The sequence below is a fragment of the Bradyrhizobium sp. BLXBL-01 genome, assembly GCF_051853025.1.
In the GTDB taxonomy this organism is placed as follows: Bacteria; Pseudomonadota; Alphaproteobacteria; order Rhizobiales; family Xanthobacteraceae; genus Bradyrhizobium.
In genome coordinates, this window is record NZ_CP182471.1 from 5,614,465 (window position 1) to 5,628,006 (window position 13,542).

Consider the following 13,542-nt stretch of genomic DNA (forward strand, 5'->3'; position numbering starts at 1 on the left):
GCTGGACGCGAAAGCAACGATGACCACTCCCAAATCCATCGACATCAAATCCCTCGCCCGCGACCTCCGCACCGGCAGCCGCGCGGCGCTTGCGCGGGCGATCACGCTGGTGGAGAGCCGGCGCGGCGACCACCAAGCGCTGGCGCGCGAGCTGGTGCAGATGCTGCTGCCCGACACCGGCAAGGCGTTCCGCGTCGGCATCACGGGCTCGCCCGGCGTCGGCAAATCCACCACGATCGATGCGCTGGGTACGTATCTGATTGAACAGGGCCACAAGGTCGCGGTGCTCGCGGTCGATCCGTCCTCGGCGCGCAGCGGCGGATCGATCCTCGGCGACAAGACCCGGATGGCGCGGCTGTCGGCCGCGAACGACGCCTTCATCCGCCCCTCGCCCTCCTCCGGCACGCTCGGCGGCGTTGCGGCGAAGACGCGCGAGGCGATGCTGCTGTGCGAGGCCGCCGGCTTCGGCGTCGTGCTGGTCGAGACCGTCGGCATCGGCCAGTCCGAGACCGCCGTCTGCGACATGACCGACTTCTTCCTTGCCCTCATGCTGCCGGGCGGCGGCGACGAGCTGCAGGGCATCAAGAAGGGCCTGGTCGAGCTCGCCGACATGATCGCGATCAACAAGGCCGACGGCGACAATCTCAAGCGCGCCAAGATCACCGCTGCCGACTATCGCGGCGCGCTGCATATCTTGGCGCCGCGATCGGAGCATTGGCATCCGTCGGTCGAGACCTATTCGGCGCTGACCGGCGACGGCATCGCAAGGATCTGGCAGAAGGTTCTGGATCACCGCAAGGCGATGAACGCGTCCGGCGATTTCGCCGCGCGGCGGCGCGAGCAGCAGGTTAAGTGGATGTGGTCGATGCTGGAGCAGCGCATGCTGGCGAGGCTGCGCAGCGAGGCGTCGGTGCGAACGAAAGTCCGCAAGATCGAGGCCGAGGTCGCCGATGGCCATCTCACGCCGGCACTCGCCGCCGAGCAGATTCTGGAGTTGCTGCAATGAGCGACAAGCTCCGCATTCTCCTCACCGGCTTCGGTCCGTTTCCCGGCGCGCCCTATAATCCGACCCAGCCGCTGGTGGCGCGGCTGGCGCAATTGCGCCGGCCCGCGCTCGACGATGTCGCGCTATCGAGCCACATCTTCCCGGTCACCTATGCCGCGGTCGACCGCCAATTGCCTGAAATGCTCGCTGCGCAAAAGCCCGACGCGCTGCTGATGTTCGGCCTCGCCGCCCGCACGCCTTACCTGCGCATCGAGACGCGGGCGCGCAACGCGGTCACCATGCTCTGGCCCGATGCCGCCAACACCCGCTCGGCTAAGCGCGGCATCGCCGGCCATGCGGACGCGATGATGTTCGGCCCGCACACGGCAAGGCTGCTGCGCGCCGCGCGCCTCACCGGCATCGACGCGCGTCCCTCACGCGATGCCGGCGCCTATCTCTGCAACTACCTGAGCTGGCGCGCGATCGAGCACGTGAAGGCGGGCGGGCCGCAGCTCGCGGCGTTCATCCACATTCCCCTGCTTGCGCGCAACGGCGCCGTTCGCCGCAAGGGCGCAGCCCGCATCACGCTGGAGGAGCTGGTGGATGCGGGGGAAGCGATGCTGATGGAGATGGTGCAATTGGCACGGAAGGCGCGGAACATACCGGTCTCGTAGGGTGGGCAAAGGCGCGCAGCGCCGTGCCCACCATGCATCGCTTGGGCGCGGACAATGGTGGGCACGCTACGCTTTGCCCACCCTACGGCACCGTCTCTTGCGTAAACATTTAACCCTACCGCCAACAATCCTCACGGTCCTCGCCCTGCTGAGCTACGAAACCGCTGCGGACCCCCGCGTCCGCCGGAGGACGCGTCATGGACCTCAATCGCCGTCATCTCATCGGGGCTTCGACCGCCGGCATTGCCGGTGCCCTCGCCATGCCTGTTGACGCCGCGCGCGCGGCGCCGCTGACGTCGATGCTCGGCCGCGATGCCACGCAATACGGCGTGCGGCCCGGCAGCAGCGAGGACCAGACGCGCGCACTGCAGCGCGCCATCGACGAGGCCGCGCGCGCGCAAATGCCGCTCGCCTTGCCACCCGGCGTGTACCGGACCGGCCTGTTGCGGCTGCCGAACGGCGCGCAGCTGATCGGCGTGCGCGGCGCGACCAAGCTCGTCTTCACCGGCGGGGCCGCGGCGATCCAGAGCGACGGCTCCGATGCGATCGGCATCACCGGCATCACCTTCGACGGCGGCGGCATTGCGCTGCCGACACGGCGCGGCCTGATCCACGTCCTCGGCGGGCGCGATGTGCGCATCACCGATTGCGAGATCACGAGCTCGGGCGGCAGCGGCATCTGGCTCGAGCAGGTCGCGGGCGACATCTCCGGCAATATCTTCACCGGCATCGCGGTGACGGCGGTCGTGTCGTTCGACGCCAGGGGCCTCTGTGTCTGCCGCAACACGATTCTCGGCACCAACGACAACGGAATCGAGATCTTGCGCAATGCGATCGGCGATGACGGCACGCTGGTCGCCGACAACCGCATCGAGAACATCAAGGCCGGCCCCGGCGGCTCGGGCCAATACGGCAATGCCATCAACGCCTTTCGCGCCGGCAACGTCATCGTGCGCGGCAACTGCATCCGGAACTGCGACTATTCGGCTGTGCGCGGCAACTCGGCCTCGAACATCCATATCACGGGCAACAGCGTCAGCGACGTGCGCGAGGTCGCGCTCTATTCCGAATTCGCGTTCGAAGCCGCCGTGATCGCCAACAACATTGTGGACGGCGCGGCCGTCGGCGTCTCCGTCTGCAATTTCAACGAGGGCGGCCGCATCGCGGTGGTCCAGGGCAACATCATCCGCAACCTGGTCCCGAAGCGGCCGATCGGCACCGCGCCTGACGACGATGCCGGCGTCGGCATCTACATCGAGGCGGACTCCTCGGTGACCGGCAACGTCATCGAGAACGCGCCGTCCTACGGCATCGTCGCCGGCTGGGGCAGATATCTGCGCGATGTCGCGATCACGGGCAACGTGATCCGCAAGGCGCTGGCCGGCGTCGGCGTCTCCGTGGTGCCGGGCGCCGGCACCGCGCTCGTCAACAACAACATGATCTCCGAGACGCCGCGCGGTGCCGTGGTCGGCCTCGATCACGCCCGTGCGGTGACGTCGGATCTGTCGGCCGAAGGCGCACAACGCTTCGCGCAGCTGCTGGTCGGCGGCAATGCGGTGCGAAGGTAGGCGTGGTTGACGGCCGTGCCGTGCATCCTTCGAGGCTCCCCATGGGATGCACTGCGTCCCATGCCTCGCACCTCAGGATGACGGAGCGACAGGTGCGACTGCCTGCCGTTTTGCCCTCGCGACGGAGCGTTAGAACGCGTTCCGCAGCAGCGGGTACTTCGCTTCCAGGCCGTCGAGGCTGAAGGTGAATTCGACGACGCGCTCGGGGGCGGCGACGATTTCCTCGGCGGGCGGAGCGAACTGCGGCAGGAGCGCCGCCATCGCTGCAGGCGCCGTCTTCGGCGGCTGCGCGGCAGGCACCGGCGGCCTCACTTCCGGCGCGGTGAATGGCGCGGTTGCGGCCGGCTCCGCGCGCGGCGATCTCACGGCAGGTGCGGTGAACGGTGCCTTCGCAGCGGGAGCCTTGAGCGGCGGCATCTCGGCAGGCGCGGTGAACGACGGCCAAGCCACCGGCATGGCAAGCGGCGCGATCGGGGCTTCGGTGATCTCCGCGAGCACGTCGGGCTTCGGATCGAGCCTGACCGGCGTGGCGGTCTCGGGAGCGATGTGAACGGCCTTTGGCTGCAAGGTCTTGGGCTGCACGGTCTGCGCCTGCTCGCGCGGCGCCATGCGGGGCATCGTCGCCGGCGACCAACCGAATGCCGGCGTCACGCTCGCGGCCGCCTCGGCGACGTCCCCGCCGGTCGCAAGCGCGCGCCAGGTCTGGACGGCGCGCTTGGCTTCCTGGATGTTTTCGAGGAACGCGATCTCGGAATGATAGCGGCGCCAGCGGCCGGTCTCGAACATCTCGGAGAGATGTTGCAGGCGCTGTTCGGCGAGAGCGCACCAGCGCGCCGCGATTTGGCGGCTGCCAGCCGCGTCGCGAACGAACTCTTGGCGATGTGTCATGAACCAGCCCGTCAGGAGAAAACACGGACGCGGGGGACGCAACGCACACGAATCAATTTAGACGCGACATGAATATTTTGTGGAAAAGTTTTGACTTGTCCAGCAACGACGCGGCATTGGTCGTCAAACACCGTAGTCGTGCGGTGATTTTCCGTGTTTTCGAGTCAAGCTTCGCACAAGCATAACGGAGTTGCGGCGCGCTCCGCGCGCGGCGGCGACCGACGCCGCGGCGACCTTCAACCGCAAGCTGAACGGAAGCGAAGCTTCAAAAGATCGGACGCCAGATTCCTGTTTTGACGCGTTTTTCTTCACGCGAACCGGCATCCACTTCGGTCAAAAACGCTCTGAAAAGAAAAGACCCGTCCGGGGGGACAACCGGACGGGTCGAGCCATATGGGCGCTTGGGGTGGATGGGCGCTCGCGCCTGATATGACTGATGGGGAGGGATGACCGCTCCCACATCAGTTGGTCGTGGCAGCGGGCTCAACGTTCAATACGGGGTCTGATTTTTTGACCTTCGGCGCGCGCGCAAAGTTGTCGCAGCGACTATCGCGTCGCCGGCCTATCTGCCTGAAATCGCGGCTTTATCGGCTGTGCTCGACAGCGAGGGCTGTTCGATCGCGCGAATGCCGGGCTCGTCGCGACGCTTGTCGGCATCTTCACGTTTTGTTGTACCCGAGGCAGCAGCGACCGGCGTCGCGCTGTCGACGGGAATAGCCATGACGGCGGCAAACGCGTCGGCCTGACCGTCGCCGAAGAGGTCGTCACGCCCGGGTGAGCCGAGGTCGCGCGCGGTCTTCACCAGTGTCATGCGCAGCGCTTCCGGCTTGAGTGCGTAATTGCGCTCGAGCAGCAGCGCCGCGACGCCGGAGACATAGGCGGCGGAGAACGAGGTTCCCGACGTCATCTGGTACTTGCCGTCGGGTGCCGGCAGGAAGATGTCGACGCCGGGGGCCGCGACGGCGATGTAGTTGCCGCGGTTGGAGGCGGCGAACAGCCTGTCCTGCTGATCCGTCGCGCTGACTGCAATCACGTTGGGGTTGGCGGCCGGATAGAGCGGCGGCGATTTCGCGCCGGCATTGCCGGCGGCCGCGATCAGCACGAGACCTCGCGCGGCCGTCGCCGCGATCGCGCGCTCGATGACCGCGTCCTTCGGACCGGCAAAGCTCATATTGACGATCTGCGCGCCGTGCTCGGCGGCGTAATTCAGGGAACGCAGGATGATGTAGGACGAGCTCTCGGCGCCGCCATTTGCACCGCCGAAGGCCCGGATGGCGATGATGCGGGACTCGGGCGCGCTGCCCATCAGACGGGCATGGGCCGCGATCGCCCCGGCGATGCCGGTACCATGGACGTGCGGTCCTTCGGCACTGCCGAGCGCGTCGAAATTGTCGGCGATGGAATTGGCGAGCTCGGGATGCCGGGCGTCGACGCCGGAATCGATCACGGCGATCGTGACGTTGGCCCCGTGCGCCAGCGTATGCGCCTGCGGCAGGCGGAGCTTTGCCAGCGCATATTGCGCAGGATCGCCCTCGGTCGTGGCAGCCGATTTCTGGTCCTGGAGCACGTAGCGGAAGTTCGGCTGCAGCGAGCGCACGCTGCCGTCGGCCGCGAACTCGCGCCGCACGGTTTCGTAGGGCCGGCCATCGGCAATGCGGAACAGGCCGAACGTGGCTCCGATCAGCGGGAAATTCTCGGAAGCGAGGCGGGTCAGGCCGTGGCGACGCGCCAGCTCGTCGGCCTCGGCGGTCGACAGCACGCCGTCGATCTCGGCGACGAATTCGCCTGCGAAGCTGCGCGAGGTCAGCGCGACCGGCGTATCGTTGCCGCGCCCCTTGCCGGCGCTCTTCTTGCCAGGTTTTCCGGTGCCCTCGCCGCCCGCGTTCGGCTGCGCCAGGCATTCGCCGTCGGCAGCACGGTAGGGCGCGGTGCAGGCCGGATAGAGGTTCGGCGAGTAACGCGCGTAGGGCAGCACCGGCGTCGTCGGGCGGATGCGCGACGTCGTGGTACGCGGAATGGTCGCCATCGTCCGCGGGCCGCGGTCGACGCTTACCGCGCGCGCAGCGATGTTCGGGCTGACCCGCGGGGTGATGTTGGGAGAGATGGTCGGCGTGCGCGAGGGCACACTGATCGTGGGGGTGCGCATGATCGCCTGCGCCTGCGCAACCTCGACGCCGAGACAGGAGGCGACCAAAAAGGCAACGCCGACGGATGAAGCGCGGATCCCGGTGCGCACCCAGCTCTCGGATTTGCCCGTCATCGGTTCAGCGGCGCGCCTACGGCGCCGCGACGGCGAGGTTGACGAACTTCTCGCGCTGCATCCTGCCGAGCAGCGAAGCGAGCTCGTCCTGGCTCATCGCCTTGTCGAACTGGAGGCGGAACATGCCGCCCTTGGCATCGCCGATGATCGAAGCCTGGTAGCTGTCGAGCAGCGCGGTGATGTCGGCGACGCGCGCCTCGGGCGTGAAGCGCACCAGCGCACGCGCCGGTGCGGCCGCGCTGCCAAGCTCGCGTGTGATCGGCGCACTGGTCGAGAGCGAGGCGGTCTGGAAGGTCGCCGGCTGCTTCTTCATCAGCACGGCGCCGATGATGCCGGCCTGCAGCACGAGCGCGACGGCGCCGAGGCTCGCCGACCAGGCCAGCGTGCGCGGCGACAGGCTCGCGAAGAAGGTCGAGATGCGCGCCGACAGCGGCAGCGAGCCGCTCGCCCGGGCCGGCTCTGCGTCGATCGCAGCGAACAGCTTCTGCATCGCGCGCGCCGACGGCGCCCCCAAGCTCTCGTTCAGGTGGATGGTCTCTTCGTACTCGGCGCGGATCGCGGCATATTGCCTGGCGAGCTCGGGATCGCGCCCCAGCGCTTCCTCGACACGGCGCGCATCGCGCGCGTTCAGCGTGCCGGCAGCGTGCCAGGGCAGCAGCAGTTCAATTTCACTGGGCTCTTGCTCCAGCATCTTCTTGCTCAAAGCCATCATGGCCAGCCTCGCTCAACGCCGGCTGCCTTCAGCAGTTCGGCCAGTTTCTTGCGCGCGTAGAACAAGCGCGTCTTTACAGTGTTCTCCGGTATCCCGACGATTTCGGCCACCTCTTCCACGGACTTCTCGTGGTAGTAGACGAGATCGACGATTTCCCGGTGATCCGGCGAAAGGCCCGTCAGACACTCCCGCAACGCCTCACTGGTATCCTTCTTCTGCACCACCGTTTCCGGATCGTCGGACGTATCCTCGATCGCGTTGGCGGCGTCTTCGTCCAGCTCGAAATCCTTCCTGCGCCGGAGCGCAGACAGGGCCTTGAATCGGGTGATTGCCAGCAGCCAGGTGGAAACGGCGGATCGGCCCTCGAACTTGCCGGCTTGACGCCAGACGTCGAGAAACACCTCGCTGATGAGGTCTTCCGCCGCCTGCTCGTCCCGCACGAGCCTCAGTCCGAACCTGTAAACCCTGACATGGTGCCGCCCGTACAGCACCTGCATGGCAAGCCGGTCACCTTGAGCGATCCTGGCGATCAGGATCTCGTCCGAAGCCGCCTGTGTCGCGCTCAATGGCCGTCTCGCAAAGTTGGTCGAGTCGATGCGGCGGACGGTTCGACGTGGGGGGCAAAATTGTTCAACCTACCGCACTCATACGGGGGCCTGTGTGAGCTACCCCACATACAGGCTTTTTTCTCGTCCCACCCGCGGTGGTCAGCGTCGCAAGTCCGAATCGGTACCATAATACTGCGAATTTCCCTGCGGAATGCCCTGTCCGGGGTACAGGCGGCCCGGCCTCACCGGTTCCATAGCAGCCCTGCACCACCTTTGTCGCGCCAAGCCCTGCTTCGGCTCGACCGCAGCGCACACGATACCTGATCGCCGGTAAAAATCTCACACTGGCTTATCGCCTTGTTCCGCGCTGCACGGTTCGGATTCGATTTCAAAGGATACCAAACCTAAAGGCTTGCCACGTAGGTTTTTACGCTGACATCCACCATTGGCGGGACCATGAGCACGGCCGCGACGTCCTTTCCGGAGAGGAATGCCGCAGAGGTCGCGGATCTCGTCCTCGCCTCCGAGACGACAGCTCCCGAGGTCAGGGCACGCCGGGCCCGGCAGCGCCGCCAGATGTATATCGGCCAGGTCGCAAGCTACTCGCTGGGCGCCTCGGTCCTGCTGCTCTACGCCTATGACGGGACGATCTCCATCGGCGTTCCGTCGCTGTTCTGGCTCGGCGGCCTCCTGATCATCGGGACGTTCACGGTGCTGTCGGAAGCCGGTTTCGGCAACCGCTTCGAGGATCATTACCTCACCGTCTATCAGATCTCGGCGCATATGGCGCTGCAACTGGTGTTCCTGCTCGCGGTGCCGACGGTCGGGGTCGCGTTCCTCGCCGTGTTGTTTCTGATCTTCGCGTTCGGCACGCTGCGCATGACGTCGAGCCAGGCAATGGTCACCTGGGGCCTTGCCACCTGCGGGCTCACCTTGGTTTTCCTCGGATCGGATCTGCCGATCGGACTGCCGGTCGCGACCCGGCTGCAGCGAACCGCCTCGATGCTCTGCTTCGTGCTGGTGATCGGCCAGTGCGCCTTCCTCGGCCTGTTCGGCGCCACGCTGCGCAAGATCCTGTACCGGCGCAGCATCGAATTGAAGGCCGCCTATCGGCGCATCGAGGAACTGGCCGAGCTCGACGAGCTCACCGGCTCGTACAACCGCCGCTGCATCATGCGGCTTCTCGACGCCGAGATCGAAAACTCGCGGCAGGCATCCACGCCTTGCGCGATCGCCCTGATCGATCTCGACTGGTTCAAGCGCATCAACGACGCTTACGGCCACCCCATTGGCGACGAGGTGCTGCGCACCTTCGCGATCACCATTTTCGCCAACATCCGGCCGACCGACAGTTTCGGCCGCTACGGCGGCGAGGAATTTCTGCTGCTGCTGCCGGACACGTCGGGCGACGTCGCGCGCCGCATGCTCGAGCGCCTGCGCGGCATCGTCGCCGATCTGGACTGGAGCGCATTCTCTCCGGGCATGCGGGTGACCATTTCCGCGGGCGTCGTGACGCTGCGCGACGCTGATACTGCCGACACGTTTCTCGCGCGCGCCGACAGCGCGCTCTATTCCGCCAAGGCGCAAGGGCGCAACTGCATTGCAACGAGCTGACCGACCCATTTTCCTCCGGTGCGACAGAAGCCGCCGCCGGCCCGAACGCTCCAGGACAGGGCAATGAGATCCAATTCCGCAAGACCATCCGAAAACCTGATCGAGGAATTGCAGGCTGCCCTCTCGCACGGCACCGTCGCGCGCCGGGTGGAGACGCTGCGCCGCGTCACCGACCTCTTCGTGGGCAACGCGGTCGACTATTCCGACGACCACATCCGCGTGTTCGACGACGTGTTCCAGTGCCTGGTCGAGCAGATCGAGACATCGGCCAGGGCTCTGCTCGCCGAACGGCTCGCACCGATCGCGGCTGCGCCCCCGCAGATCATCCGCACGCTCGCGCTCGACGAGATCATCGAGGTCTCCGGCCCCGTGCTGTCGAAGTCGGAACGACTGGACGAGGCGACACTGATCGAGATCGCGCGCACCAGGGGCCAGGCGCATCTCAAGGCGATCTCGCTGCGGCGGACGCTGTCGGAGGCCCTGACCGACGTGCTGGTGGCGCGGGGCGACGAGGACGTGGTGCAGTCGACCGTCGGCAATCCGGGCGCGCAATTATCCGAGGAGAGTCTCGCCGACCTCGTCGTCCGCGCCGAGCGCGACGACGACCTCGCCGGCTGCATCGGCCTGCGGCCTGACCTGCCGCGCCATCACTATCTGAGGCTGGTCGCCAAGGCATCCTCGAGTGTGCACAGGAAGCTCGCGGCCGCACATCCCGAGTTCGCGGACGAGGTGTCGAGAGCCGTCGAGGAAGCGGCCCAACGGGTTCGCGCCGTTGCGAGGACGAAGCAGACAGACATGGCTCGCGCGCTGGTGAAGTCGCTGCACGAGGACGGCCGTCTCACCGAGCTCCAGATCACGACTTTCGCCGAACAGGGCAAGTTCGACGAGACCAATGCCGGGCTCGCGGCGCTCGCGGGCGTTGCGGTCGAGACCGCCGAGACCATGATGATCGAAAGCCGTACCGAGGGCGTGATGATCCTCGCCAAGGTCGCGGGCATGCAATGGCCGAGCGTGCGCGCGATCATCGCCATGCGCGAGAAGCTCTCCGGCGGGTCGCAGACCGACATGCTGAAGCTGCGCGACACCTACGAGAGCCTGCGCGCATCAACTGCACAACAGGTCCTGCGCTTCCACCGCATGCAGAATGCGACGACGGTGGCCTGAAGCCGGCGTGGCTAGTACCGCAACACCCTCGATCCCACCGCCGCGCCGATCGCCGTCACCAGCGCGGTCGCGAGCGTGTACCAGGTCGCGACGAACAGCGGGGAATCGTCGGTGCAGTGCGAGGCATAGAGGGTCGCCGCAAGTCCGGCCGACACCAGCCCGGCGAGCGCTCCGGCGAGCGCGGGGCGGGACGGCGCGCCGTGGCGCAGGCCGAACAGCGCCCCCGCAAGCAACGGCAGCGACATCGCGGGGATCGCGACCAGGCACACCCTGGAGTTCTTGCCCATCAGGCGCATCGTCATCGGCATGGCTGGCGCCATCATCGCCTCACTGCCGATCGCCACCGCGAGCAGCCCGACGGGAAGCAGCAGCAGCCAGCCCCAGCCGCGCAGCAGGGCTTCGGGACGCGACAAATGCAGGCTGACGATGATGGCGGGGATTGCGAGCGACAGGGTCACCGCGAACTTCATGTCGAAGAACGGATTGCGCATGGCGCTCATCACGTCGGCGCGCATACCGAGGAACGTCGCGAAGATCAGGATCGACAAGGGCGCGGCCACCAGCAGCGCCATGGTCAGCACGGCGCCGACCCGTGGGGCGCGGTGCGCGTTGTCGACCGCGAGCGAGCGAATGAGTTGATCGGTGTCCATGATCAATGGTCCCGCAGTTTGGCCGTCAGCGCCGCAAGTCCGCGATGCAGCGCGACCCGGACCGCGCCCTCGCTCATCGACAACTTTGCCGCGGTATCCTTGATCGAGGCGGCCTCGACCGCGATCGACTGCAGCACGTCGCGCTGACGCTGCGGCAGGGTTCCGAGCTGGGCGGCGACCTCGCCGGCCGAAGCGGTCTCCTGCGGCGCTTCCCCCGGCAGCGTCTCGGCGAAATCGTCGATGTTGACGAACACGCGCCTGCCGCGCCGGCGGAGCGCATCGATCAGCTTGTTGCGGCCGATCGCAAACAGCCAGGGCGCGAAAGGCGCTTCGCTGTCCCAGGTATGCCGCTTCAGATGCACCGCCAACAGAATCTCCTGCACGATATCCTCGGCCTGGTCGGGGGGCTGACCTGCCCGCGCCAGGCCACGCCTCGCGGCGGCCCGCAGCACCGGCGTGACTGCCTTCAACAGGCGATGATACGCGGCATCATCGCCGGCCATGGCCGACCGCATCAGGCCGGTCCATTCGTCCTCACGTCCGCGCACCCGCGCCCCTCACCATGCAATTCGGCCGCTCTTTCAATTTGTTACGCGGCCACCGAACATATCACGAATTCGTGATCTAGATCCGGGCCGCGCGACCGATGCGGCCGCAAACATCTGCGACGGCTCATAACACCGATCGGTTCGTCCTGCATCGGGCGGGTGGCTGCGGGAGGGGGTTTGCCGCGTTTTTGGCGGGTGTAGCCCGAAGATTCCCATTTTTTGCCGCGCTGTCGTCACGCCCCGGGGTCTCTGTTCGCTGCCGGGACGGGCGGAATTGGGGAGATCGTCGACATGATGAAAACCAGCGCGCGCGCGGCCCTGATCGGTTTGGCCGGGCTTGTCTTGCTGTCCGGAGGCGTCGCACAGGCGGCGCCGAACTCGGCCGCCGGCAACAAATCGGAGAGCGTGGACAAAGGGGCCGATACGCCCAAGCCCCGGCGCCATGACTCGCGCCGCACCGACAGCAAGAAGACGGTGCAGAAATCCGAGGACAAGGCCGACAAGAAGGACGCGGCGGCCAAGGCCGACGAGGCCAGGAACGACAAGACCGACAGTCAGGTGCCGGCCGCGAGCCAGATGCCCCCGGGGGTCGCCAACGCCAATGCGCAGCTCGCCGCTGAGACGCCGGCTGCCGCAGCCGTCTCCGCGATGACGAACCGCGCCAACGACAACGTCCAGGCAGCCGCCGACAATACCAATGCTGAGAACCCGGAAAACCAGGTCGTCGCGCCTGATCAGCTCAACGACATCGATCGCGCCCTGCAGGAGAACCCGCCGCCGCAGAAGACGGTGATCGCGGCGACCGAGGCGCAGCCACGGCCGGCGCCGGTGATGGCCAGCGCCCAGCAGAGCTCGGCCTGGGACCAGAGCTCCCTGATCGGCAAGATCTTCATCGGCGTCGGCACATTGCTGACCCTGGCCTCCGCCGCGCGCATGTTCATGGCCTGATTGGCTGTTCCGCGGGACGCACGCCGCGCGCGTCCCGCGTCCGGCCCCCTTGAAGGCATCCGCGCCAGCGGGCACATTGCCCACTCAATCAAAAGCGTGGGTGGAGCATGAGCACGTTCGAACACATCATCGTCGAGAGCATCGGTGCGGTCGGCATCGTCAAGCTGAACCGGCCAAAGATGCTCAACGCGCTCTCGTTCGGCGTCTTCCGCGAGATCGCCGCGGCGGTCGACGATCTCGAGGCCGATGACGCCATCGGCTGCATCGTCGTGACCGGCAACGAGAAGGCCTTTGCCGCCGGCGCCGACATCAAGGAGATGCAGCCCAAGGGCTTCATCGACATGTTCTCAGAGGATTTCGCCGCGATCGGCGGCGACCGCATCGCGCGCTGCCGCAAGCCGACCATCGCCGCGGTCGCGGGCTACGCGCTCGGCGGCGGCTGCGAGCTCGCCATGATGTGCGATTTCATCATCGCCGCCGACACCGCGAAGTTCGGCCAGCCCGAGATCACGCTCGGCACCATTCCAGGTATCGGCGGTACCCAGCGGCTGACACGCGCGATCGGCAAGTCCAAGGCCATGGACCTCTGCCTCACCGGCCGGATGATGGACGCGGCGGAAGCCGAGCGCTCCGGCCTCGTCAGCCGCATCGTACCCGCCGACAAGCTGATGGACGAGGTCATGGCGGCCGCCGAGAAGATCGCCGCGATGTCGCGCCCCGCGGCCGCGATGGCCAAGGAAGCGGTGAACCGCGCCTTCGAGACCACGCTTGCCGAAGGCATGAGCGTCGAGCGCAACCTGTTCCATTCGACCTTCGCGCTCGAAGACCGCTCGGAGGGCATGGCGGCGTTCATCGAGAAGCGCAAGCCGGTGAACAAGAACCGGTAGCGCGCAAAACCGGTCAGGCTGGTGTAAGGCACTGGCGCTTTCCCGCACAAATCCTGTGACGCGCCTGCAACAAGCACGGAATACATGGGGGTTTCC

12 protein-coding genes and 1 pseudogene are annotated in these 13,542 nt (G+C 66.7%); 7 read left to right on the plus strand and 6 right to left on the minus strand.

Going from position 1 to position 13,542, the window contains the following annotated elements; translation table 11 throughout:
* Nucleotides 1–19 precede the first annotated feature (19 nt).
* The 3 genes from meaB to ACNJYA_RS26170 all read left to right on the plus strand — a co-directional run bounded on the left by meaB (nucleotide 20) and on the right by ACNJYA_RS26170 (nucleotide 3,227).
* A complete protein-coding gene (gene meaB, locus ACNJYA_RS26160) occupies nucleotides 20–1,006 on the plus strand; it encodes a methylmalonyl Co-A mutase-associated GTPase MeaB (RefSeq protein ID WP_212259647.1) in 987 nt (328 codons plus the stop codon).
* Nucleotides 1,003–1,659 carry a pyroglutamyl-peptidase I family protein gene (locus tag ACNJYA_RS26165; RefSeq protein ID WP_439400952.1) on the plus strand — a complete coding sequence of 219 codons (657 nt, stop codon included), beginning with the start codon at nucleotides 1,003–1,005 and terminating at the stop codon, nucleotides 1,657–1,659. Before meaB ends, ACNJYA_RS26165 begins: the two co-directional genes overlap by 4 nt.
* Before the next feature lie 197 nt (nucleotides 1,660–1,856).
* Nucleotides 1,857–3,227 (plus strand): TIGR03808 family TAT-translocated repetitive protein, encoded by a 1,371-nt coding sequence (locus tag ACNJYA_RS26170; protein ID WP_439400953.1) that lies wholly within the window; start codon nucleotides 1,857–1,859, stop codon nucleotides 3,225–3,227.
* Nucleotides 3,228–3,356: 129 nt separating this feature from the next.
* On the opposite strand, the gene ACNJYA_RS26175 is transcribed toward ACNJYA_RS26170, so the two are convergent.
* From ACNJYA_RS26175 to ACNJYA_RS26190, 4 genes and pseudogenes are all read right to left on the minus strand, one after another.
* The gene (locus tag ACNJYA_RS26175; RefSeq protein WP_439400954.1) at nucleotides 3,357–4,115 is read right to left on the minus strand and encodes a TIGR03809 family protein; all 759 of its coding nucleotides are present in this window, start codon (nucleotides 4,113–4,115) and stop codon (nucleotides 3,357–3,359) included.
* A gap of 546 nt (nucleotides 4,116–4,661) precedes the next feature.
* A pseudogene (locus tag ACNJYA_RS26180) lies at nucleotides 4,662–6,375 on the minus strand (S8 family serine peptidase).
* Nucleotides 6,376–6,391: 16 nt separating this feature from the next.
* Nucleotides 6,392–7,087, minus strand: coding sequence for a hypothetical protein (locus ACNJYA_RS26185; protein WP_172784160.1), 696 nt, complete (start codon nucleotides 7,085–7,087; stop codon nucleotides 6,392–6,394).
* The gene (locus ACNJYA_RS26190) at nucleotides 7,084–7,653 is read right to left on the minus strand and encodes a sigma-70 family RNA polymerase sigma factor (protein ID WP_036006024.1); all 570 of its coding nucleotides are present in this window, start codon (nucleotides 7,651–7,653) and stop codon (nucleotides 7,084–7,086) included. The genes ACNJYA_RS26185 and ACNJYA_RS26190 overlap by 4 nt, the downstream gene beginning before the upstream one ends.
* Before the next feature lie 438 nt (nucleotides 7,654–8,091).
* On the opposite strand from ACNJYA_RS26190, the gene ACNJYA_RS26195 reads away from it, so the two are divergent.
* Both ACNJYA_RS26195 and ACNJYA_RS26200 read left to right on the plus strand, forming a co-directional pair.
* Nucleotides 8,092–9,249 carry a GGDEF domain-containing protein gene (locus ACNJYA_RS26195; protein WP_439400955.1) on the plus strand — a complete coding sequence of 386 codons (1,158 nt, stop codon included), beginning with the start codon at nucleotides 8,092–8,094 and terminating at the stop codon, nucleotides 9,247–9,249.
* 63 nt (nucleotides 9,250–9,312) lie between these two features.
* Complete coding sequence (locus tag ACNJYA_RS26200; RefSeq protein ID WP_439400956.1) at nucleotides 9,313–10,413, plus strand: DUF2336 domain-containing protein; 1,101 nt, start codon at nucleotides 9,313–9,315, stop codon at nucleotides 10,411–10,413.
* Between the two features lie 11 nt (nucleotides 10,414–10,424).
* On the opposite strand, the gene ACNJYA_RS26205 is transcribed toward ACNJYA_RS26200, so the two are convergent.
* On the minus strand, nucleotides 10,425–11,063 hold the full coding sequence (locus ACNJYA_RS26205; protein WP_172784157.1) for an NrsF family protein: 639 nt from the start codon (nucleotides 11,061–11,063) through the stop codon (nucleotides 10,425–10,427).
* Nucleotides 11,064–11,065: 2 nt separating this feature from the next.
* A complete protein-coding gene (locus ACNJYA_RS26210; RefSeq protein ID WP_260375538.1) occupies nucleotides 11,066–11,611 on the minus strand; it encodes a sigma-70 family RNA polymerase sigma factor in 546 nt (181 codons plus the stop codon).
* A 291-nt stretch (nucleotides 11,612–11,902) separates the two neighbouring features.
* On the opposite strand from ACNJYA_RS26210, the gene ACNJYA_RS26215 reads away from it, so the two are divergent.
* Both ACNJYA_RS26215 and ACNJYA_RS26220 read left to right on the plus strand, forming a co-directional pair.
* Nucleotides 11,903–12,559, plus strand: a complete 657-nt coding sequence (locus tag ACNJYA_RS26215; protein WP_172784155.1) for a hypothetical protein — start codon at nucleotides 11,903–11,905, stop codon at nucleotides 12,557–12,559.
* A gap of 107 nt (nucleotides 12,560–12,666) precedes the next feature.
* A complete protein-coding gene (locus ACNJYA_RS26220) occupies nucleotides 12,667–13,446 on the plus strand; it encodes an enoyl-CoA hydratase (RefSeq protein ID WP_439400957.1) in 780 nt (259 codons plus the stop codon).
* Nucleotides 13,447–13,542: the final 96 nt, after the last annotated feature.